Annotated in this window: 18 protein-coding genes; 10 read left to right on the forward strand and 8 right to left on the reverse strand. The window is 65.3% G+C overall.

Going from position 1 to position 19,323, the window contains the following annotated elements; all coding sequences use genetic code 11:
- Positions 1 to 56: 56 nt before the first annotated feature.
- Entirely contained in the window at positions 57 to 542 is a 486-nt protein-coding gene (locus HPY67_01260; GenBank protein NPV03354.1) for a DUF1285 domain-containing protein, read from the reverse strand.
- 13 nt (positions 543 to 555) lie between these two features.
- Entirely contained in the window at positions 556 to 999 is a 444-nt protein-coding gene (locus tag HPY67_01265) for a D-tyrosyl-tRNA(Tyr) deacylase (protein ID NPV03355.1), read from the reverse strand.
- Positions 1,000 to 1,210: 211 nt separating this feature from the next.
- Here HPY67_01265 and HPY67_01270 point away from each other — a divergent pair, with 211 nt between their 5' ends.
- The 7 genes from HPY67_01270 (at position 1,211) to ybeY (ending at position 8,874) form a co-directional block, all read left to right on the forward strand.
- Complete coding sequence (locus HPY67_01270; protein NPV03356.1) at positions 1,211 to 2,569, forward strand: B12-binding domain-containing radical SAM protein; 1,359 nt, start codon at positions 1,211 to 1,213, stop codon at positions 2,567 to 2,569.
- Positions 2,570 to 2,670: 101 nt separating this feature from the next.
- Entirely contained in the window at positions 2,671 to 2,898 is a 228-nt protein-coding gene (locus tag HPY67_01275; protein ID NPV03357.1) for a hypothetical protein, read from the forward strand.
- Positions 2,895 to 4,424 (forward strand): insulinase family protein, encoded by a 1,530-nt coding sequence (locus HPY67_01280; protein ID NPV03358.1) that lies wholly within the window; start codon positions 2,895 to 2,897, stop codon positions 4,422 to 4,424. Before HPY67_01275 ends, HPY67_01280 begins: the two co-directional genes overlap by 4 nt.
- The gene (locus HPY67_01285; GenBank protein NPV03359.1) at positions 4,421 to 5,842 is read left to right on the forward strand and encodes an insulinase family protein; all 1,422 of its coding nucleotides are present in this window, start codon (positions 4,421 to 4,423) and stop codon (positions 5,840 to 5,842) included. Before HPY67_01280 ends, HPY67_01285 begins: the two co-directional genes overlap by 4 nt.
- A gap of 9 nt (positions 5,843 to 5,851) precedes the next feature.
- Positions 5,852 to 7,093, forward strand: a complete 1,242-nt coding sequence (locus HPY67_01290) for a M20 family metallo-hydrolase (GenBank protein ID NPV03360.1) — start codon at positions 5,852 to 5,854, stop codon at positions 7,091 to 7,093.
- Positions 7,094 to 7,351: 258 nt separating this feature from the next.
- On the forward strand, positions 7,352 to 8,344 hold the full coding sequence (locus HPY67_01295; protein NPV03361.1) for a PhoH family protein: 993 nt from the start codon (positions 7,352 to 7,354) through the stop codon (positions 8,342 to 8,344).
- 38 nt (positions 8,345 to 8,382) lie between these two features.
- Positions 8,383 to 8,874, forward strand: a complete 492-nt coding sequence (gene ybeY / locus HPY67_01300) for an rRNA maturation RNase YbeY (protein ID NPV03362.1) — start codon at positions 8,383 to 8,385, stop codon at positions 8,872 to 8,874.
- Positions 8,875 to 8,883: 9 nt separating this feature from the next.
- On the opposite strand, the gene HPY67_01305 is transcribed toward ybeY, so the two are convergent.
- The 6 genes from HPY67_01305 to HPY67_01330 all read right to left on the reverse strand — a co-directional run bounded on the left by HPY67_01305 (position 8,884) and on the right by HPY67_01330 (position 15,386).
- Positions 8,884 to 10,641, reverse strand: coding sequence for a LysM peptidoglycan-binding domain-containing protein (locus HPY67_01305; protein NPV03363.1), 1,758 nt, complete (start codon positions 10,639 to 10,641; stop codon positions 8,884 to 8,886).
- Positions 10,642 to 10,768: 127 nt separating this feature from the next.
- A protein-coding gene (locus tag HPY67_01310) for a peptide chain release factor 2 (protein NPV03364.1) occupies positions 10,769 to 11,885 on the reverse strand; the annotation gives its coding sequence in 2 pieces (ribosomal slippage) (positions 10,769 to 11,815 and positions 11,817 to 11,885; 1,116 coding nt in all).
- Entirely contained in the window at positions 11,861 to 13,351 is a 1,491-nt protein-coding gene (lnt, locus tag HPY67_01315) for an apolipoprotein N-acyltransferase (protein ID NPV03365.1), read from the reverse strand. Before lnt ends, HPY67_01310 begins: the two co-directional genes overlap by 25 nt.
- Before the next feature lie 89 nt (positions 13,352 to 13,440).
- On the reverse strand, positions 13,441 to 14,298 hold the full coding sequence (locus HPY67_01320; GenBank protein NPV03366.1) for an HlyC/CorC family transporter: 858 nt from the start codon (positions 14,296 to 14,298) through the stop codon (positions 13,441 to 13,443).
- Positions 14,299 to 15,174 (reverse strand): radical SAM protein, encoded by an 876-nt coding sequence (locus HPY67_01325; protein NPV03367.1) that lies wholly within the window; start codon positions 15,172 to 15,174, stop codon positions 14,299 to 14,301.
- Positions 15,174 to 15,386 carry a hypothetical protein gene (locus tag HPY67_01330; GenBank protein NPV03368.1) on the reverse strand — a complete coding sequence of 71 codons (213 nt, stop codon included), beginning with the start codon at positions 15,384 to 15,386 and terminating at the stop codon, positions 15,174 to 15,176. The genes HPY67_01325 and HPY67_01330 overlap by 1 nt, the downstream gene beginning before the upstream one ends.
- 469 nt (positions 15,387 to 15,855) lie before the next feature.
- On the opposite strand from HPY67_01330, the gene HPY67_01335 reads away from it, so the two are divergent.
- The 3 genes from HPY67_01335 (at position 15,856) to HPY67_01345 (ending at position 19,267) form a co-directional block, all read left to right on the forward strand.
- Positions 15,856 to 17,190 carry a KamA family radical SAM protein gene (locus HPY67_01335; GenBank protein NPV03369.1) on the forward strand — a complete coding sequence of 445 codons (1,335 nt, stop codon included), beginning with the start codon at positions 15,856 to 15,858 and terminating at the stop codon, positions 17,188 to 17,190.
- A gap of 91 nt (positions 17,191 to 17,281) precedes the next feature.
- The gene (locus HPY67_01340) at positions 17,282 to 18,268 is read left to right on the forward strand and encodes an ATP-grasp domain-containing protein (protein ID NPV03370.1); all 987 of its coding nucleotides are present in this window, start codon (positions 17,282 to 17,284) and stop codon (positions 18,266 to 18,268) included.
- Between the two features lie 6 nt (positions 18,269 to 18,274).
- Positions 18,275 to 19,267 (forward strand): D-alanine--D-alanine ligase, encoded by a 993-nt coding sequence (locus tag HPY67_01345; GenBank protein NPV03371.1) that lies wholly within the window; start codon positions 18,275 to 18,277, stop codon positions 19,265 to 19,267.
- Positions 19,268 to 19,323: the final 56 nt, after the last annotated feature.

Raw genomic sequence — 19,323 nt, forward strand, 5'->3', positions numbered from 1 at the left:
AAATCCTCCAATCGGTTCGTCGCTCCGCGCGGGACACCGGGTGCGCCCCGCGCCTCTCAGGCGCCGTCGCGCTGCTGAATGTAGTACCGCTTGCCGTTCAGGGGAAGATAGTAGGCGTCCCGGGACTCGTCGTACTCGAACGCATCGGCGATCTGGTAGTAGCTCGACCGCAGGAATCGGGCCGGGTGGCCTTCGGGCTTGACCGAGCAGTACAGGACGTTGTCCCGGCTGATGGAGAGCGTCGAGCAGTCGATCTCTTCCAGCGTCTCGTCGCTGAGCAGGACGACAATGCGCTCGTTGCCCTCCTCTGGCTTCCCGAGCCGGTAGACGGCCTTCACGACGTAGGCCGTGTCCTCCACCTCGAGGGATGCGATGTCGTTTTCGAGCTCGATGTAGTAGCGTCCTTCGTCGTCCCGCTTGAGATTCTCGTAGAAGAGCTTCACGATGTCCTTGCGGAACATCTCGCTGCCCTTGTAGTGCCAGCCGCCCTCCTTGTCGATCCGGATGTGGCTCGGGGGAAGATCTTCTGCCCTGATTTTCATCGATTCCCGTCCCTCATCGCCGGCTGTCCAGCAGAATCGTCACGGGCCCGTCGTTGACGAGCCCGACCTTCATCATGGCCTGGAACTGCCCCGCGGCGACGTGGCGGATCTTCTCCCGGGCCCTGGACAGCATGTACCGGTACAGCCCGTCGGCCTTCACGGGGTCCGCGGCATCCGTGAAAGAGGGCCTCCGCCCCTTGCGGCAGTCCGCCAGCAGGGTGAACTGCGACACGACGAGGAGCTCGCCCGCCGTGTCTGCCAGGGAACGATTCATCTTCCCCTCGCCGTCCTCGAAGATGCGCAGGTGGATGATCTTGTCGAGGAGAAAATCGGCATCCTTTTCGTCGTCGTCCTTTTCGACGCCGAGCAGGACGAGGAGCCCCGCGCCGATGCGGGCGATCTCCGCCCCGCCGACGCTCACCGAGGCGCTGTCGACTCTCTGGATGACGGCTTTCATAAGGCCGCACGGCGGAAGGCTTCGGCCGTCCGGTACCCCCCTGTCGGTCGTTGCCGCATGTTAGCAATTATCCCTCACCCCTTCAAGCCTTTTCTGGAAAAACCTTCCGGGCTTGCCCGCCCGCCCCGGCGCTGCTATACTCCGGCCGCGGCGCCGCCGGTCGCGATCGGGGGACACGGGCGACCGACCGCACCGGGAGTGACACGACGGGATGGGGAAACCGTACGTTCTGCTCGTGAACCCGTGGATTCACGATTTTGCCGCCTACGATTTCTGGGTGAGGCCGCTGGGTCTCTACATCCTGGCTGCGCTGCTGCGCGGGGCGGGATGCACCGTCCGGCTGATCGACTGTCTCGACCCTGACTCCGACGGTCTGCGGAAGGCCCCGCGGCGCGGCGCCTGGGGTGAAGGGAAATTCTGCAGCGAGAGGATCCCCGTGCCTGAGGCCCTGGAGTGCATGGGGAGGCCCTTCCGGCGCTACGGGATGAGGCCGGAGCGGTTCCGCAGGCTTCTCGCGTCCGGCGGCAGGCCCGATGCCGTCCTCGTCGGCTCTATGATGACCTACTGGTACCCCGGTGTGATCGAGGCGATCCGGGAGGTCCGCGCCGCCTGGCCGGGGGTGCCGGTGATCCTCGGCGGGACCTACGCGACCCTGTGCGGGGCGCACGCCCGCGCCCATTCGGGGGCCGATTTCGTCCTGTCCGGCCCCGGGGAGTCGACCCTGCCCGGCGCCCTGGGCGAGCTCACGGCTTTCCCCGTCGCCTTCGACGTCGACGCCGGGGATCTTGACAGCTACCCCTACCCCGCCTTCGATCTCTCGGAACGACTCGATTCGGTGCCCCTCCTGACGTCCCGGGGATGCCCGTTTCGATGCACCTACTGCGCCTCGACGCTGCTCGGGGGCCCCTTCCGCGCGAGGGACCCCGTCCGGATCGTCGACGAGATTGAGCACTGGCACCGTCGCCGCGGCGTCGTCGATTTTGCCTTCTATGACGACGCCCTGCTCGTCGATGCGCCCCGGAGAGCCATCCCCATGCTCGAGGAGCTCCTGAGGCGGGGGCTCGCGTGCCGGTTCCACTGTCCCAACGGTCTGCACGCGCGGGAGATCTCGCCGCGGCTGGCCGCGCTCATGTTCCGTGCCGGCTTCCGCACGATCCGCCTGGGCTTCGAGACGGCCTCGGCCGAGCGACAGGAAGCGACCGGGGGAAAGGTGACGTCCGAGCACCTGCGGCAGGCCGTCGCGTACCTGCGAGAGGCGGGCTACCGTTGCGGCGACATCGGCGTCTACCTGCTCTGCGGCCTTCCGGGGCAGGATGCCCGGGAAGTGGCCTGCGGCATCGATCTGGTCAGGGCCGCCGGGGCCCGCCCCATCCTGGCCGAGTATTCGCCGATCCCCGGCACGGCCCTCTGGGGCGAAGCCCTGCGGCATGCCCGCTACGATATCGCCGGCGAGCCCCTCTTTCAGAACAATTCCCTGCTGCCCTGCCTCAGCCCGGCATTCGGACCCGGGGACTTCCAGGCGCTGAAAAACCGCGCGAGGCAGGCCGTCTCGGATGCCGAATCCCCCTGAAAGAGATTGAATTTTCCGTCACGATCCGTCATAATGCCGGCACTGCGGACCCGGATCCGGCGGGGCCGCGCGGAGAACCCGGTCACCCGGCGCGAAGGTTCATGACGTTGATCCTCTGGCTCAGGGAAATCCTCATCGGTGTGCTTTCTGCCTTTTTTCTCGTCTGGGGCATCTCCCTTTTGCTTTCCGCCTATGCCCTGCAGAACCCCGCGGAATTCGTCGTGGTCTTCTTCGCCGCCAATTTCATCGTCCTGATCAGCGGCACCGGCGTTCTCTACGCGCTCTTCCGCTTTCGGAAACTATGGAAGGAGAACCTCCGCCCGTCATGATTCCATTCGGAAAACGTCCGGCGCCCGTCGCCGGCGGCCCGTTTCGGGCCCTGCTCGCGGTGGCGGCCCTCGTCGTCCTCGTGCCCGCCGCATCTGCGGCCTACAACCTGGAAGACCGCGTCCAGCGGGTGACGCTCGAAAACGGCCTGAGGATCCTCCTCGTGGAGCGGCACACGAGCCCCACCGTCTCCCTGTACATCCGACACCTCGTGGGGGCCGCCGACGAGGCGGACGGGCAGACCGGGGCGGCCCATCTCCTCGAGCACATGCTGTTCAAGGGGACCCGCACGATCGGCTCGAAGAACTTCAAGGAGGAGGAGCGGGTGCTGAAGCGGATCCGCGAGACGGGCACGGCGCTCGATCTCGAGCGGATGAAGGGGACCCGTGCCGACGGGGCGGAGATCAAGCGCCTCGAGCAGCAGCTCAAGGCGCTGCAGAGCGAGGCCAAGGAGTGGATCGTGGAAAACGAGATCGACCGGCTCTACACCGAAAGCGGCGCCGTCGGCCTCAACGCGTCGACGGGCCAGGACGTGACGACCTACAAGGTCAGCCTGCCTTCGAACCGCATCGAGCTGTGGGCCCGCATCGAGGCCGACCGGATGACAAACCCCGTCCTGCGGGAGTTCTACACGGAGCGCGACGTCGTCATGGAAGAGCGCCGGCAGACCTACGAGTCCGTCCCCGCGCGGAAGCTCTCGGAGCTCTTCTTCGCCACGGCCTTCACGGCGAACCCCTACCGCCGCCCCATCATCGGCTGGCCCTCGGACATCTCCTTCCTGTCCCCCGACTATCTCGAGTCCTTCTTCAGGCAGCACCACGCGCCGGGCAACACGGTGATCGCCATCGTGGGGGACATCGACGCGGCCAAGACCGTGGACATGGTGAAGAAATATTTCGGGGCCATCCCGGCCCATCCCCCGATGGTGCGCCGCGTGACGGAAGAGCCCCCCCAGAGGGGCCAAAAACGGGTCACTCTCGTTGCGGACGCGAACCCGCACCTCATCATCGGCTGGCACAAGCCCACCCTGCCGGCCTTCGAGGACTACGTCTTCGACGTCATCGAGGCCCTGCTGTCGAAGGGGCGCACCTCCCGGTTTCACCGCTCCATCGTGCAGGGAAAACAGCTTGCCGAGGACGTGAGCGCAGCCAACGGCATGCCCGGTGCACGATACCCCAACCTCTTCATGATCTCCGGGACCCCGCGCCACCCCCACGGGCCCGATGATCTGGAGAAGGCCATTTACGCGGAGCTGGAGAGGCTCAAGAACGAGCCGGTGAAAAAGCAGGAACTGGACAAGATCGTCAATCAGCTACGGGCGGAGTTCATCCGCGAGCTCAGCTCGAACTCGGGCCTCGCGAGCCGGCTTTCCTACTATGAGATCATCACGGGCGACTACCGGTACATGACCCGCTACATCGAGATGATCGAGAAGGTCACCCCCAAGGACATCATGGAGGCGGCGAAGAAATACCTGACCGAGGAAAACCGGACCGTGGCCGTTCTCCAAAGGGAGGTAAAACCGTGAGGAACGCACTCGCCCTCGGCCTCGTTCTGCTCCTCATGGCCGCCGGGCCTTGCCCCGTCGGGGCGAAGGAAGAGCAGCCGGCGCCCGCATGGCCCGACCCGGACCGTCTGACGTACGGGGAAATCCGGTTCTCGCCGCCGAAGCCCGAACGGGTCGTCCTCGAGAACGGCCTCACCGTCTACACCCTGGAAGACCGCGAGCTGCCGCTCGTCCAGGTCTCGTTCATCGTCGGCGCAGGGTCGGTCCTCGAGCCGGACGGCAAGGCCGGCCTGGCGGAACTGACGGGCGACGCCATGCGGACGGGCGGCGCGGGAGAACTGAGCGGCGACGAGGTGGATGAGCAGCTGGAATACCTGGCGGCGCCGGTATCCGTCAACATCGGCATGGAATACGGGACGGGCAGTCTCTCGGTTCTGAAGAGGGACCTGGACAAGGCCTTCCGGATCTTCGCCGATATTCTCCGCAGGCCCGCTTTCGAGGAGGAGAAAGTCGAGCACGTCAAGAATCTCAAGATCGAGGAGCTTCGCCGCGTGTTCGACGCGCCGCAGCGGTTGGCGTTCCGGGAGTTCCGGCGTGCGCTCTACGCCGGGAACCCCCGTGGCCGGCTGGCGGAGATCAAGACGGTCGAAGCCGTCACGCGGGACGACCTCGTCGCGTTCCACGGGGCCCATTTCTTCCCCCGCAACCTGCGGATCGCAATCACGGGGGATCTCTCGAAGGAAGAGGCCCTTGCATTGGTCGAGCGGCATTTCGGCGACTGGGACGCGGAAGGGGATTTCAGCACCCCGCCCCTTCCGAAACCGCAGGAGCGGGGGCCCCTGCATCACTTCCCAAGGAAGGGGCTTCAGTCCACGGTGATCATCGGCACGATCGGGCCGGGCAAGGAAAGCCCCGATTTTCACGCCTTCACGGTCCTGGACCACATCCTGGGCAGCGGCGGGTTCCGCTCCCGGATCTTTCAGGAGGTGCGGAGCAACCGGGGCCTGGCCTACAGCGCGGGCAGCTTCTACGAGGGGCGGCAGGGCTACGGGACGTTCGGGGCCTACGCCATGACGAAGACGGAGTCCACGGGCCAGGTCCTGTCCGTCCTGCAGGACATCCTGAATGACGTGCGGGAGTCGCGGCTGCCGGCCCAGGATGTCCACCAGGCCAAACGGGCCATCGTCAACAGCTACATCTTCTCCTTCACGTCGTCTCACATGATCGCCTTTCAGCACATGGCCCTCGAGTTCCAGGGGCTTCCCGTGAAATTCCTGGCCGAGTACCCGGCGAAGATCGACGCGGTCACCCGGGAGGATGTGTTACGGGTGGCGGAGAAGTACCTGGACCCGGACCGCCGCACGGTCTTCGTTCTCGGCGACGAGACGAAATTCGACAAGCCGCTTCGGGCCTTCGGGACCGTGAAGCGTGTGCAGTGAAGGGACGCCATGATCGACAGGAGCACGTTCGAACGGATCCGCAAGCGCATCGACGGCTACGTGCCCGAGATGATCCGGCTGCAGGCCGCCCTCACGGCGATCCCGGCCCTGGCCCCCGAAAACGGGGGGGACGGGGAGATGAAAAAGGCGGCCTTCCTCATGGGAGAACTCCGGGCGATGGGGTTTGCGGACGTGGAGGGCTGCCACGCGCCCGACGGCCGGGTGTCGGCCGGCGTGCGGCCCAACCTCGTGGCGCGCATCCCGGGCCGGCACGCGGGCCGCACGGTGTGGGTCATGACGCACACGGACATCGTGCCCCCCGGGGAACTGAAGCTCTGGGAGCGGGACCCCTACGAGTGCTGGGTGCGCGACGGGAGAGTCTACGGGCGCGGCACCGAGGACAACCAGCAGGATCTCGTGGCGTCCCTCTTTGCGGCCAAGGCCTTTCTCGACGAGGGGATCCTCCCCGAATCGACGATCGGGCTCCTTCTGGCCGCCGACGAGGAGACCGGCAGCGGCTACGGCCTCGGTTACGTCCTCGAGACCCGGCGAGACTGGTTCCGCAAGACCGATCTCATCGTCGTGCCCGATGCGGGCAACGAGGAGGGGTCCATGATCGAGGTGGCGGAGAAGAGCGTCCTGTGGCTGCGGGTCCGGGTTTCGGGCAGGCAGTGCCATGCCAGCCGGCCCGCGCTGGGGATAAACGCCTTCAGGGCCGCATCGCATCTCGTGGTCCGGCTCGACGGCCTTGCCGGGATCTACGGGAACCGGGACCCCCTTTACGACCCGCCGGAAAGCACCTTCGAACCGACGAAAAAGGAGGCCAACGTCCCCAACGTGAACACGATCCCCGGCGAGGACGTCTTCTACCTGGACTGCCGGATCCTCCCCGTGTATCCCGTCGACGACGTGCTGGCGACGATCCGCGGCATGGCGGATGAGGCGGAGAGGCAATTCGGCGTGACGATCGCACTCGAGCCGGTGCAGAAGTCCGACGCACCGCCGCCCACGGCGCACGACGCGCCGGTGGTCCGGGCCCTGGAGGAGGCCGTCCGGGATGTCTACGGCGTGACGGCGACGCCCAGGGGGGTCGGGGGCGGGACGGTGGCCGCCGTCTTTCGAAAACACGGATACCCGGCAGCCGTCTGGTCGCGATACTGCCACATGGCCCACCAGCCCAACGAGTACTGCCTGATCGAGAACATGGTGGGCAACGCGAAGGTCTATGCGCACCTGTTCCTGCAGAAGTGAGCGAGAGTATAAATTCTGATCACGGGATCGTATCAGGATGCAGGTGTGGTTCCCGGTCGCCCGATTGGGATTCTGGAGAGCGAAGTTGGACGCGTTTTCGGTAACCGCTCTTCGTGAAGCGGAACGTCGGCAGCGCAGACTGTATGAGCCCGCGGGGCGAGTTTTTGCGCCTGCAGTGCAGCGAGCGTCAGAGCGGTCCAAAACCGCCCATTCTCGGAAAGAATTCCGAGTGGCTGAGTCGGGGCACATCGATTCGGGATTACACGCTTGAAGAACGAAACCACCAAGCAGCTCACGTTTCCCGACACCAACGCCCTGAAGACCCTGCTCGGGGGCGAGGACCGGAACCTGCGGCTCGTTGAGAAACTGGAGCCGGTCCGCATCTCGGCCCGGGGGGACCGGATCACCCTCGTCGGCGAGGCCCACGCCGTCGAACTCGTGGAGAACCTCCTCGGGCAGCTCTATCAGCTGATCCGGAAGGGGTTTCCCGTCTACTCCACCGACGTGGGCTTCGCGCACCGGATCCTTTCCGAGAACCGCTCCGTCCGCCTCGAGGAGATCTTCCTCGACAAGGTCTATATCTCCTCGAAGAAGAGGGTCATCACGCCCAAGAGCATCGCCCAGAAGCACTACATCGACGCCATCCGCAGCCACGACATGGTCTTCGGCATCGGGCCGGCGGGAACGGGAAAGACCTACCTGGCCATGGCCATGGCCGTCTCGTACCTCACGGAACGCCGCGTCAACCGGATCGTCCTCACCCGCCCGGCCGTGGAGGCCGGGGAGAAGCTGGGGTTCCTGCCCGGTGACCTGGTGGAGAAGGTGAACCCCTACCTGCGGCCCGTCTACGATGCCCTCTACGACATGATGGAATTCGACAAGGCGCAGGCCCTGATCGAAAAGGGCGTCATCGAGGTGGCGCCGCTGGCCTTCATGCGCGGCAGGACGCTCAACGATTCCTTCATCATTCTCGACGAGGCGCAGAACACGACGTCGGAGCAGATGAAGATGTTCGTCACCCGGCTCGGTTGGGGATCCCGCGCCGTCATCACGGGGGACGTGACGCAGATCGACCTCCCCGCCGGCAGGATGTCCGGTCTCGTGGAGGTGGAGCAGATCCTGAGCGGCACGGAGGGGATCCGATTCGTCTACTTTTCGGAGATCGACGTCGTGCGGCATCCGCTGGTCTCGGAGATCATCAAGGCCTACAACCACCTCACGCGGAGCAGAAGCGGCGCGAGGCAGGAATGAGGCGGGTGACGGGGTCGTCTGTGGAGGCGTGAGAATCCATGCAAGCCCGATCGAAAACGAAGGCGTCAACGGTTCGGATCTCGAGCCGGCAGCGGCTCGAGAAGATCGACCGTGCGGGCCTGCGCCGGGATTGCCGGAAGGTCCTGGCGCTGCTGGGGCTTGCAGGCCGGGAGTTGAGCCTCCTGCTTCTCGACGACGGGGGGATCCGGGCTCTCAACAGGGACTGGCTCGGTCGGGACCGGCCGACCAACGTCATCGCCTTTTCCCAGACCGAGGGCGATTTTGGAGGTCTCAACCCGGGGCTGCTGGGCGACGTGGCGGTCTCGGTGGAGGCCGCCCGGCGCGAGGCGCGGGCTGCGGGGATTCCCTTCGAGGACGCCCTGCTCCGTCTCGTGGTGCACGGGGTGCTGCACCTGGCCGGCTATGAACACGAAGGGCCCGGGAACGAAGCCCGGGCCCGTGTCATGGGCGCCGTGCAGGAGACGGTGTTTTTCGAGCTCCGCGGCTACCGGCTGGAGTGCAAACTCTAGGGGACGTTCTCAGCCCCCGGCGTTCGTGCTGCGGACCTTGATCACCTGGCCGCTCTTGAGCTGCGTGGTCTGCAGGTTGTTCATCTTCTGGATCTCCGCCGGCGTCGTGCCGTAGCGCCTGGCGATCTGGGTCAGCGTCTCCCCCTTCTTGACGGTGTGCCGTACCAGGGCCTGCTCGGCGGCGGGCTTTCCGGGCTTGCCCTTCTTTGCCGATGCGACCGCCGTGCCCCTCTCTTTCGTCCTGACAGGGACCTTCAGGACCTTCCCCGCCGTGATCTGGCTCTCGCTCTTCATCCCGTTGGCGGCCAGGAGCGACTTGGATGATACGCCGAACTTCTTCGAGATGGAGGCCGCCGTGTCGCCGGGTCTCACCTTGTACTTGACGATCTTCGTCCTGCGGTCCCGCTCCGGCGGCGCGGGCGGCTTCGACTCCCGGATCTGGTCCGCCACGAGCGCATACTGCTGTCCCATGCCCTGGGGGATCTTCAGATCGTAGGGCCGGTCCGGGGTGATCTGGTGTCGGAGCTCGGGGTTGAGAAGGACGAGCGTCTCTGCCGGGATGCCCAAATGGGAGGCGATGTCGGAGAGCTTCATCGTCCGGCTCGTCCTCACTGTTTCGAAGGCGATGGGCTTGGCGTAGGGCTCGGGGAGCTCCATGCCGAATTTTTTCGGGTTCTGGACGATGTGCAGCGTCGCGAGGAATCTCGGCACGTACCGGGCCGTCTCGTTGGGCAGCTGCCGGTAGAGGTCCCAGAAATGATCGAGGTAGTTGATCTGCTGCTGCGAGATGACCTTGAGAACGCGGCCTTCCCCGCAATTATAGGCTGCCAGGGCCGTGAGCCAGTCGCCGAAGAGTCCGTGCAGGTCCGAGAGATACGCGATGGCGGCCTGGGTGGACTTCTCGACGTTCATGCGCTCGTCGATGTAGAGGTCCCGGTTGAGCCCGTATTTGTAGCCCGTCGAGGGGATGAACTGCCAGGGCCCCAGCGCCCGGGCCCGCGAGAGTGCATGGACCTGGAATCCGCTCTCGACGAGGGGGAGCCAGGCCAGCTCCTCCGGCATCCCCGCCTGCCTGAACTGCTGCTTCATGAAGGGCAGGTAGTAGCCCGCCCTCTCGTAGGAGCGCTCGAAGAAATTCCGCTCGACCGTCTGGAAACTCCGGATCTCGCGTTCGACGTCGGCGTTCATGATGAGCGGGATCGCGCTCTGCCTGCCGACCGTCGTGACGCGCTTGCCCGTGTAGATGTCGAGGATCCTCCGTGCGATCAGGAGCCGCATGTCGTCTTTCTGGCGGTTGACGACGGTGCTGTCCTCTTCGTCGGAAAGCAGGATCCCATAGGCCCTGTCGAGGGCCTTGAGGGCGTTGTCGACATCCCCCTTGTCGCGGTAGGCCTGCGCAAGACGCAGGAGTTCGACGATCTCATCGACCTCTTCATCGATCTGCGAGTTTGCGCCGTCGAGCCCGTTGCCGCCGTTGAGCCGGACGGCCTGTCCGTTCGCGGGCGTTGCGGGGCGTGCCCCGGGCTCAAGAGCCCCGGCGGGCTTGCTGGCGGGATCGACGCCGGAAAACCCCGGGCCGAGCCCCTGGGGCTTCGTCTCCGCACTGCGCTGGGCTGCCGTGGAGGAACCGTTGGCCCCAAGGCCTTTTGCGGCTTTTCCTGCCGCGGCGATCTTGCCCTGGGGGTCGGTCTGGATCTGCGCCGTCGTCGAGCAGGCGCACAGGAAGAGGAGAATGAGGAGGCCGCAGCCCCACTTCAAAACCGGCATGTGCTTGGTCCTTTCACGGATGTTGAAGCCAGGTCGTAGCCCTTCCGGCTTCTAACAGACGCGGCTGCGGCTGTCAACGGGGAATTCCCCCGGAGACCCGGCAGGAGGTTCCCATGCAATTTCCGGTTCACCTGTCGGGGGACCGGGTCTGTTCGGCGCTGAGCAGGTAGGCCTCGATGAAATCGTCGAGATCCCCGTCGAGCACCCTCTGGACGTTGCCCACCTCGAGATTCGTGCGGTGGTCCTTGATCAGCTTGTAGGGGTGCAGGACATAGGACCGGATCTGGCTTCCCCAGGCGATGTCCTTTTTCGCCTTGTGCAACTCCTCCAGCTTCGCGCTCTGTTCCTGGAGCTTGATCTCGTAGAGGCGGGAACGGAGCACCTTCATGGCCATGGCCTTGTTCTTGTGCTGCGACCGCTCGTTCTGGCACTGCACGACGATCCCCGTGGGCAGGTGGGTGATCCGGACGGCGGAGTCGGTCTTGTTGACGTGCTGCCCCCCCTTGCCAGACGAGCGGTAGGTGTCGATCTTCAGGTCCTTTTCGTCGATGTCGACGACGATCTCGTCGCCCACCTCGGGGTAGACGAAGACCGATGCGAAAGACGTGTGGCGCCTCGCGGCGGCGTCGAAGGGCGAGATCCGGACGAGCCGGTGAATCCCTGATTCGGCCTTGGCGAAGCCGAAGGCATATTCGCCCTCCACCTCCACCGTGGCGCTCTTGAGCCCCGCCTCCTCGCCGGGCTGGAAGTCGAGGATCTGGGTCTTGAAACCGCGCTTCTCCGCCCACCGGAGGTACATGCGCAGAAGCATCTCCGCCCAGTCCTGCGCCTCCGTGCCGCCGGCGCCGGCATGGATCGTCAGGATGGCGTTGAGCCGGTCCTCATCCCTCCCGAGCATGCGGCGGATTTCCGCCGCCCGCACGTCCTCGGCGAGGCGCTGCAGGCCGCTCTTGACCTCTTCGAAGGTCTTGTCATCCCGGGCCTCGGCCGCCAGCTCGAACAGCACGTTTAGATCCTGCAGCTCCCGGTCGATCTTCGACCAGGACGCGACGGCGGATTCGATCCGGGTTTTTTCGCGCAGGACGTCCTTTGCCTTCTCCGGGTCGTCCCACAGGTCCGCCTTGGCGGTCTCCTTCTCGAGTTCCCCGAGGCGCCGGGTCAGCCCCTCGATGTCAAAGACAACCTCGGAGGGTTTCCGCCCGTTTTTTCAAATCCGACATCATTTCCTGGATTTCTTCCACCATCTCCTGTTTCCTCCCGGTCTGTAGAATAGCACAAGCAGGGCGATCAGGCACAGAAGGACGAACCAGTCCCCGTGCGCCGTGTACAATGTCCCGATCCGATGGATCTTCACGGGGGCGACCAGGGTCGTCCTCTCGAAGATCCCGGTTTGGGCCGTGATCCGGCCCGTCGCGTCGATCACGGCGCTCACCCCCGTGTTGGCCGCCCTCGCCAGGTAGAGCCGGTTTTCCACGGCCCTGAACACCGACATCGACAGGTGCTGGAACGGTGCAGAGGTCATGCCAAACCAGGCGTCGTTCGTGATGTTGACGAGCAGCGATGCCCCGCTGCGGCCGTAGGCCCGCCCGATGTAGGGGAAAATCCCCTCATAGCAGATCAGGAAGCCGACCCGCGCCTCGCCGGCTTCGACGGGCTCGAATCCCTCGCCGGCCAGGAAGTCGCCCACGCCGACGGCGAGCTTCTCGATGAAGGGGAAGAGCGGCCTGAGGGGCACATACTCCCCGTACGGCACGAGGTGAACCTTGTCGTACGTGCCCGCAATCGTCCCTTCGGGCGTGAGCACGACGGCGCTGTTCCGGAAGCGGAGCGCCCCCTCGTGGCGCGTGTAGCTCGGCGTGCCGAAGAGCAGCCATGCGCCGGTGGTCCGGGCCACGGCGACGACGGCGTCGTGCAGCTCGTCGCGGTTCTGGAACATGAAGGGCGTGGCCGTCTCGGGCCAGATGATGAGCCGGGCCCCCCTTTCCGCGGCCTCGAGGGACAGATCCCTATAGATCCGGAGGGTTTCCTTCTGAAACGCCGGGTCCCACTTGATGCTCTGGTCGATGTTGCCCTGGATGAGCGCCACGGTCCGTTCGGGCACCGGATCGAACCGGGCGGCAACATCGGCGAGGCGCCAGGTCCCGTAGCCCGCCGCAAGGGCGAGGAGCAGGCCCGCGGCGGCAAGCCCGACGAAGGCCCTTCTTCGTCCGTCCGGTCCCGCGCCGACGAAGGCGGCCAGGGCGGCATTGACAAGCACGACGAGAAAGCTCACCCCGTAGCTGCCCGCAACATCCGCGATCTGGATCAGGGGCAGGTTCAGATACTGGGAATGCCCGAGGTTTTCCCAGGGGAACCCCGTGAGCAGCGTCGACTTGGCATACTCGAGAACCGTCCAGAGAAGCGGGGCGGCTGCGACGGCCGGGATCCCGCGATTCCTGAAAAAGGCGACACCCGCAGCGAAAAGCCCCGTGTAGAGGCTCAAGTAGAGGGCCAGCAGCATCATCACGGGGATCCCCAGGGCCAGGGGGAGCCGCCCGTAGTGCACGACGACGTGGGTGACCCAATACAGAAGACCTACGTACTGCACGAAACCGGCAAGCAGCCCAGCGAGAAGGGCGGGCAGGACGGGCAGTCCGCGCAGGCTGGACAGAAGCGGGACCAGGGCCACCCAGGCCACGGCCCCGTGCCCGAACTTCGGAAAGGAGAGCACCAGGAGGATCCCGGACAGGGCGGACGCGGCGGCCGCCGCGGCCGGAAGTCCCCACGGACCCGCCGCACGGAGTCTCCCCGTGGATTTCTTCAGCGCGCCGATGACGTCGTCTCCCCCGTCTTGCGGATCTTGACCTTCCGGATGCTTCGCTCGTCGGCCGAGGCGATGACCATCTCGAGGTCCCCGTGGCGGACGGTCTCCCCCGCGAGCGGGATCTTCCGGATCAGATGCAGGATGAAGCCCGCAAGGGTCTCGTACTTGCCCTTCGGGATCGTGATGCCGAGGCGGGCCTCGAGTTTATCGATGTCGACACGCCCGTCCACGAGGGTGGACCCGTCGGGCAAGTCGGTGAAGTCCGCGTCTTCGGCGTCATGCTCGTCGCGGATCTCGCCGACGATCTCCTCGAGAAGGTCCTCGAGGGTGACGAGTCCCGCCGTCCCGCCGTACTCGTCGATCACGATGGCCATGTGCTGACGCTGGTCCTTGAGTTCGTGCAGGAGCAGGCGGATGTTCTTCGTCTCGGGGATGTAGTACGGCTTTCGCAGCAGCGGCCTGAGGTCCGCCTCGCCGACGGGTTTCGACCACAGGCGGATCAGGTCCTTCACGTTGAGAATGCCGATGATGTTGTCCACGCTTCCCTCGTAGACGGGCATTCGCGTGTACCCGTGTCGGGCGACCTGTTCGATGATGTCCGAGATGGGGGCATCGCTCGGCACGGCCACGATTTCCGTGCGCGGGATCATCACCTCCCGGGCCACCGTGTCGCGGAACTCCAGGATGCTCTGTATCATCTCGCCCGACGTTTCGTCGATGAGGCCCTTCTCCTCCCCTTCGTCGATGATGGACTGGATTTCCTGCTCGAGGCGGGACTGCTCCCGCTCCCTTCCCCTGCCGAAAAGGGCCTTCAGACGCTCGAGCAGGCCGCTGATTCGGGATGTCCGGCTCATTCACAGACCCCGCATCGATTCGGGACGCAGCACGGTGACGTCCTTCCGCCGCAGGACGTCGTCGATGAGGCGCAGGACCTTTTCCCGGTCCTGGGGCATCCGGGCCCGGATGGGGAGATAGTTCGACGCGTGATTGGCCGTGAAGAAGCAGCTGCTGAAGCGGGATTCGGACACGATGATGCGCAGCTCCTCGAGCAGCTCGAAGGTGCCGGGCAGGACGAAGGCCCCGGCGCGGGCTTCCTCGTGGAGCGGCGTGCCCGGCACGATCATGACGGTCAGGACACCGGCGAAGTCCGGGTCCACGTCGGTGAGAATGCGCGCCGTGTCGCGGGCGTGCTCCCGGCTCATCGCGACGCCGCCGATGCCGAGGAGAACCGTCACGGACAGCGTGATCCCCGCTTCCTTGACCCGCCTGGCCGCCTCGACGATGCGGTCGTATGTCGTTCCCTTGCGGATTCTCGCCAGGATCTCCTCGTTTCCGGACTCGATGCCGAGGTAGACGATCCCGAGACCGCGCGCCTTCAGCTCGCGCAGCTCCTCGACGGTTTTTTTCCGGATGCTCTTCGCATTGGCGTAGGTCCCGATGCGCACCACGCCGGGCAAACGGGCACGGATCGCGTCCAGGATCTCGATCAGGCGCTTCTGCGGGATGATGAGGGCGTCGCCGTCGCACAGGAAGAGCCTCTCCACCCGCCTGAAGCGGCGGGCCGCGTAGTCCAGATCCTCAACGATCTCGTCGAGTCCCTTGATGCGGAACCGCTTTCGTTTGAAACTGGGGCAGAACGTGCACCGGTTGTGCGAGCAGCCGACGGTGACCTGGAGCAGCAGGCTGTACGCCTCGCTGGGCGGGCGTATGATGTCGCCTTCGTACTTCATCATTCCCCGTGGTCGCCGCCGTAGGGGTTGATGGCGGGATCGGCGTGGCAGGCGGCGCAGAAGGACTTCGTGTCGACATGACCGCACCCGTATCCCCAGAGGTCCCATCGCCGGCAGTCCGTGCAGAGGTGAATGGAGCAGCCGTCGCAGAGGACCACGGATTTTTTCTTGCGGCACACCTGGCAGAATTCCTTGCCGTCGGTGACGATCATGAAAAATTTTTCCTCGTTGGTCAAAATTCTGGGCTACTTTAGCCGATGAGTGGCAAAAAGGCAAGCCTGCAGCGCCGGGGGCCCGTTCAGGCGGGTCGGCAGGCAGGCGGCGTGAAACGGCTCTGTGGCGCGCATTTCGAGATGCCCTGGCGCTGGATGCCGGACGAGGACTGACCGTCGCGATCGGGGTGCCGGGAAAGCGTGCTGTGGCAAGCATCTTGCAGTAGTTGTTGATGTGCGCGGATTTTCAATGAAAAAAAATCGACAAAAAAGCCCTTTTTTTGCAGAAAACGCTTGACAATAAAATTTTCTTCCGTATTAAGGAACCAAGTATGGTCTCTTTTTCGGAGTCCTTTTCAGACAGACCGGCGATGAAAGAACGCTGCACAGTCAGCCGCGATAGGAAGGCCCCTTGAAAGCGCAACACAGGACGCTTCATCGTCAGGAAAACGCGTCAGGAGGACAACGGATGGAAGAAAATGTCTGTCTGAGCCAAGAGGCGGAACCTCCGGGTCCGCATGCCGGTATGACCGGTTTAGCTCTGGATGAGCTAATTCAAAACACCGTTCCCGCTTCCCCCGTGACACCCGTCACGAAAGCGATCACGAGTCGCGTTTTCATCATGCCCTCCCGGGGGGCGACCTCCTGCAAGCCGAGCCCCCGGTCCCAAGCGTTCCGAAAACAGTTCTTCCCTGAAGCCAGCGCGACGGATTGGAACGACTGGCGCTGGCAGGTTCGAAACCGGATCACCGACGTCGAGATGCTCTCGCGGATCCTGTGGCTCTCCCGCGAGGAGGAGACGGCGATCAGCGAAAACGGAGGGGCCATTCCTCTCAACATCACCCCCTACTATGCAAGCCTGCTCGACCCCATGGACCCCGATCAGCCCCTGCGGCGGATGGTCGTTCCGGTAACGGCGGAACTCGAACGATCCTCGGACGAATCGGACGACCCGCTCTGCGAAGACCACGACAGCCCCGTCCCGGGCCTGGTGCACCGCTACCCGGACCGGGTTCTCTTCCTCGTGACCGGGTTCTGCTCCACCCACTGCCGCTACTGCACCCGCTCGCGCATGGTCGGGAGGCACGAGGAGCAGCGCGGCGACCGCGAGCGCTGGGAACGCGCGATCGCGTACATCGAGAACACGCCGGCGGTCCGCGACGTCCTGCTCTCCGGCGGCGACCCGCTGACGCTTCCCGACGAGGCGCTCGAGTGGCTGCTCTCGAGGCTGCGCGCGATTCCCCACGTCGAACTGATCCGGATCGGCACGAAGGTCCCGGTCGTCCTGCCCCAGCGGATCACAGCAAGCCTCTGTCATACCCTGAAGCGCCACCACCCGCTCTGGATGAGCATCCACTTCGCCCATCCCGACGAACTGACCTTCGAGGTGAGCCAGGCGTGCAACCGGCTGGCCGACGCGGGGATCCCCTTGGGGAGCCAGACGGTTCTGCTTGCCGGTGTCAACGACAGCGTCGACACCATGAAGCGCCTCGTCCACGATCTCGTCATGAACAGGGTACGCCCCTATTATCTCTACCAGTGCGACCCCATCAGCGGCTCCGCCCACTTCCGCACGCCCGTCGCCAAGGGCATCGAGATCATCGAGGGCCTCCGGGGGCACACAACGGGCTACGCCGTACCGACTTTCGTCATCGATGCGCCGGGGGGAGGAGGGAAGATCCCCCTGCTGCCCGGGTATGTCATCGGCCGTGACGACAAGTACATCAAGCTCCGAAACTACCAGGGCCGAACGTTCCGGTACCCGGACCTGGCCGTGGTCGCAGACTCGGATGCAAGGGTCTGATTCCGTCCGCAGGCCGCCAAAGAGGACACAAGAGAAACCCCGCCGCCCAAACGGCGGGGTTCTTTAAATGAAACCGCGAAGGGTGCCGCCCATGACGCTCGTCGGGATGACTTACGACCTCCGGACCGATTATCTCCGGGAGGGATACACGGAAGAGGAAACGGCCGAGTTCGACCAGCCCGCGACCATCGACGCCATCGAGGAGACCCTGCTGGCCCTCGGGTACCGGACCGACCGGATCGGTCACGTGCGGTCTCTTGCACAGCGTCTCGTCGCAGGTGACCGGTGGGACCTGGTCTTCAACATCGCCGAGGGGCTCAAGGGCTATGGGCGCGAAGCCCAGGTTCCCTGCCTGCTCGACGCCTACGGCATCCCCTACGTCTTCTCCGACCCGCTGGTCCTCTCGCTGACCCTGCACAAGGCCATGGCCAAGCGGGTCGTGCGCGACCTGGGGATTCCCACGCCGGACTTCGCCGTGGTGGACGATGCGTCGGACATCGCCGGGGTGTCCCTGCCCTACCCCCTCTTCGTCAAGCCCGTCTCGGAGGGGACGGGAAAGGGCATCGACGCGAAGTCGATCGTTCGGAACGCCGAAGAGCTCGACCGGCGCTGCCGGTTCCTGCTCGAGACCTTTTCGCAGCCCGTTCTCGTGGAGACCTACCTCCCGGGACGCGAATTCACCGTGGGGATCATCGGCACGGGCCGCCGGGCGCGCGTCATCGGTGTCATGGAGGTCCATCTGCGGGAGACGGCGGAGAAGGGCGTCTACTCCCTCATGAACAAGGAACACTGTGAGGAGCACGTCGACTACACGCTCGTCACGGGAGAGGAGGCCGACCGGGTCTCGTCGGTCGCCCTGGCGGCCTGGAGGGGCCTGGAGTGCAGGGACGGCGGCCGCCTCGACATCCGCGCCGACGCCTCGGGGGCGCCGCACTTCCTGGAGGTCAACCCCCTGGCGGGTCTCCATCCCACGCATTCCGATCTCCCCATCCTGGCGACCCTGGCGGGCCTCTCCTACCGTGACCTGATCGGCCTGATCATGGCATCCGCCGAGCAGCGGGTGTTCCCGGGGCGCTGAGCGGAGATGAAAGTCCTGATCCTCCACAGCGAAATCGATCCCTGCGCCGCGGCCGACGAGCAGGACGTCCTCGTGCAGGTCGAGACCGTGACGCGTGCCCTCCGAGCCTTGGGCCACGAGGCGCAGCCGATGCCCTTTTCCCTCGATCTCGCCGGCTTGGCGGACCGCATGACGCGGTCCGCCTGCGACATCGTCTTCAACCTCGTCGAGACCGCCGGCGGCCAGGGCCGCCTGATCCACCTCGCACCGTCCCTTCTCGATTTTCTGGGCATCCCGTACACGGGGGCCGGGACGGAGGCCACGTTCCTGAGTTCCAACAAGCTCGCCGCCAAGAGGTTCCTGCGCGCACGGCGCCTCCGAACGCCGGACTGGGTGAGCCTGACGGAATCCACCGTGCGAGACCCGTTCCCGGCGGGAGCCCGGTTCATCGTCAAGTCGGTCTGGGAGCACGCCTCGGTCGGGCTCGAGGAGCATTCGGTGGTTGCGCCCCGCAGCCTGGCGGCGCTGCGTGGCGAGATCCGGGGCCGACTCGGCAGTCTCGGCGGGGCGGCCTTCGCGGAGCGCTACGTCGAGGGCCGCGAGTTCAACCTGTCCGTCCTGGCCGGTGACCGCGGTCCCGAGGTGCTCCCCCCGGCGGAAATTGATTTCGTGGGTTACGGCGACGAGCGGCTGCGGATCGTCGGCTACCGGGCCAAGTGGGACGACAAGGCCTTCGAGTACCATCACACGCCCCGGCGGTTCGAATTCGGACCGCAGGACCGGGCGCTCCTGCGCTCCCTGAAGAGAACCGCGCTTCGCTGCTGGGATCTCTTCGGACTCCGGGGATATGCGCGGGTCGACTACCGGGTGGACCCCGACGGGACCGCCTGGATCCTGGAGATCAATTCGAATCCCTGCCTGTCGCCGGACAGCGGGTTCACGGCCGCAACCCTTCGGGCAGGTCTGCCCTTCGAGGAGGTGGTCAGCCGGATCATCCGCGACACGCTCGGGACGGCATGAATGGACGTGACGAGGAACAGAGACAGGGCTGTGGACAGAGGGGAGGCTTCACTCCC

The organism is Syntrophaceae bacterium, from assembly GCA_013177795.1.
Classification (GTDB): domain Bacteria; phylum Desulfobacterota; class Syntrophia; order Syntrophales; family UBA2192; genus UBA2192.

Excerpts from the sequence above, each read along its gene's own strand:
- ybeY (NPV03362.1), top strand. The coding sequence starts at position 8,383 with ATGCAAGCCCGATCGAAAACGAAGGCGTCAACGGTTCGGATCTCGAGC.
- HPY67_01280 (NPV03358.1), top strand. The coding sequence starts at position 2,895 with ATGATTCCATTCGGAAAACGTCCGGCGCCCGTCGCCGGCGGCCCGTTT.
- HPY67_01260 (NPV03354.1), bottom strand. The coding sequence starts at position 542 with ATGAAAATCAGGGCAGAAGATCTTCCCCCGAGCCACATCCGGATCGAC.
- HPY67_01330 (NPV03368.1), bottom strand. The coding sequence starts at position 15,386 with ATGATCGTCACCGACGGCAAGGAATTCTGCCAGGTGTGCCGCAAGAAA.
- HPY67_01320 (NPV03366.1), bottom strand. The coding sequence starts at position 14,298 with ATGAGCCGGACATCCCGAATCAGCGGCCTGCTCGAGCGTCTGAAGGCC.
- HPY67_01340 (NPV03370.1), top strand. The coding sequence starts at position 17,282 with ATGACGCTCGTCGGGATGACTTACGACCTCCGGACCGATTATCTCCGG.
- HPY67_01275 (NPV03357.1), top strand. The coding sequence starts at position 2,671 with ATGACGTTGATCCTCTGGCTCAGGGAAATCCTCATCGGTGTGCTTTCT.
- HPY67_01345 (NPV03371.1), top strand. The coding sequence starts at position 18,275 with ATGAAAGTCCTGATCCTCCACAGCGAAATCGATCCCTGCGCCGCGGCC.
- HPY67_01335 (NPV03369.1), top strand. The coding sequence starts at position 15,856 with ATGGAAGAAAATGTCTGTCTGAGCCAAGAGGCGGAACCTCCGGGTCCG.
- HPY67_01270 (NPV03356.1), top strand. The coding sequence starts at position 1,211 with ATGGGGAAACCGTACGTTCTGCTCGTGAACCCGTGGATTCACGATTTT.
- HPY67_01290 (NPV03360.1), top strand. The coding sequence starts at position 5,852 with ATGATCGACAGGAGCACGTTCGAACGGATCCGCAAGCGCATCGACGGC.
- HPY67_01325 (NPV03367.1), bottom strand. The coding sequence starts at position 15,174 with ATGAAGTACGAAGGCGACATCATACGCCCGCCCAGCGAGGCGTACAGC.
- HPY67_01265 (NPV03355.1), bottom strand. The coding sequence starts at position 999 with ATGAAAGCCGTCATCCAGAGAGTCGACAGCGCCTCGGTGAGCGTCGGC.
- HPY67_01305 (NPV03363.1), bottom strand. The coding sequence starts at position 10,641 with ATGCCGGTTTTGAAGTGGGGCTGCGGCCTCCTCATTCTCCTCTTCCTG.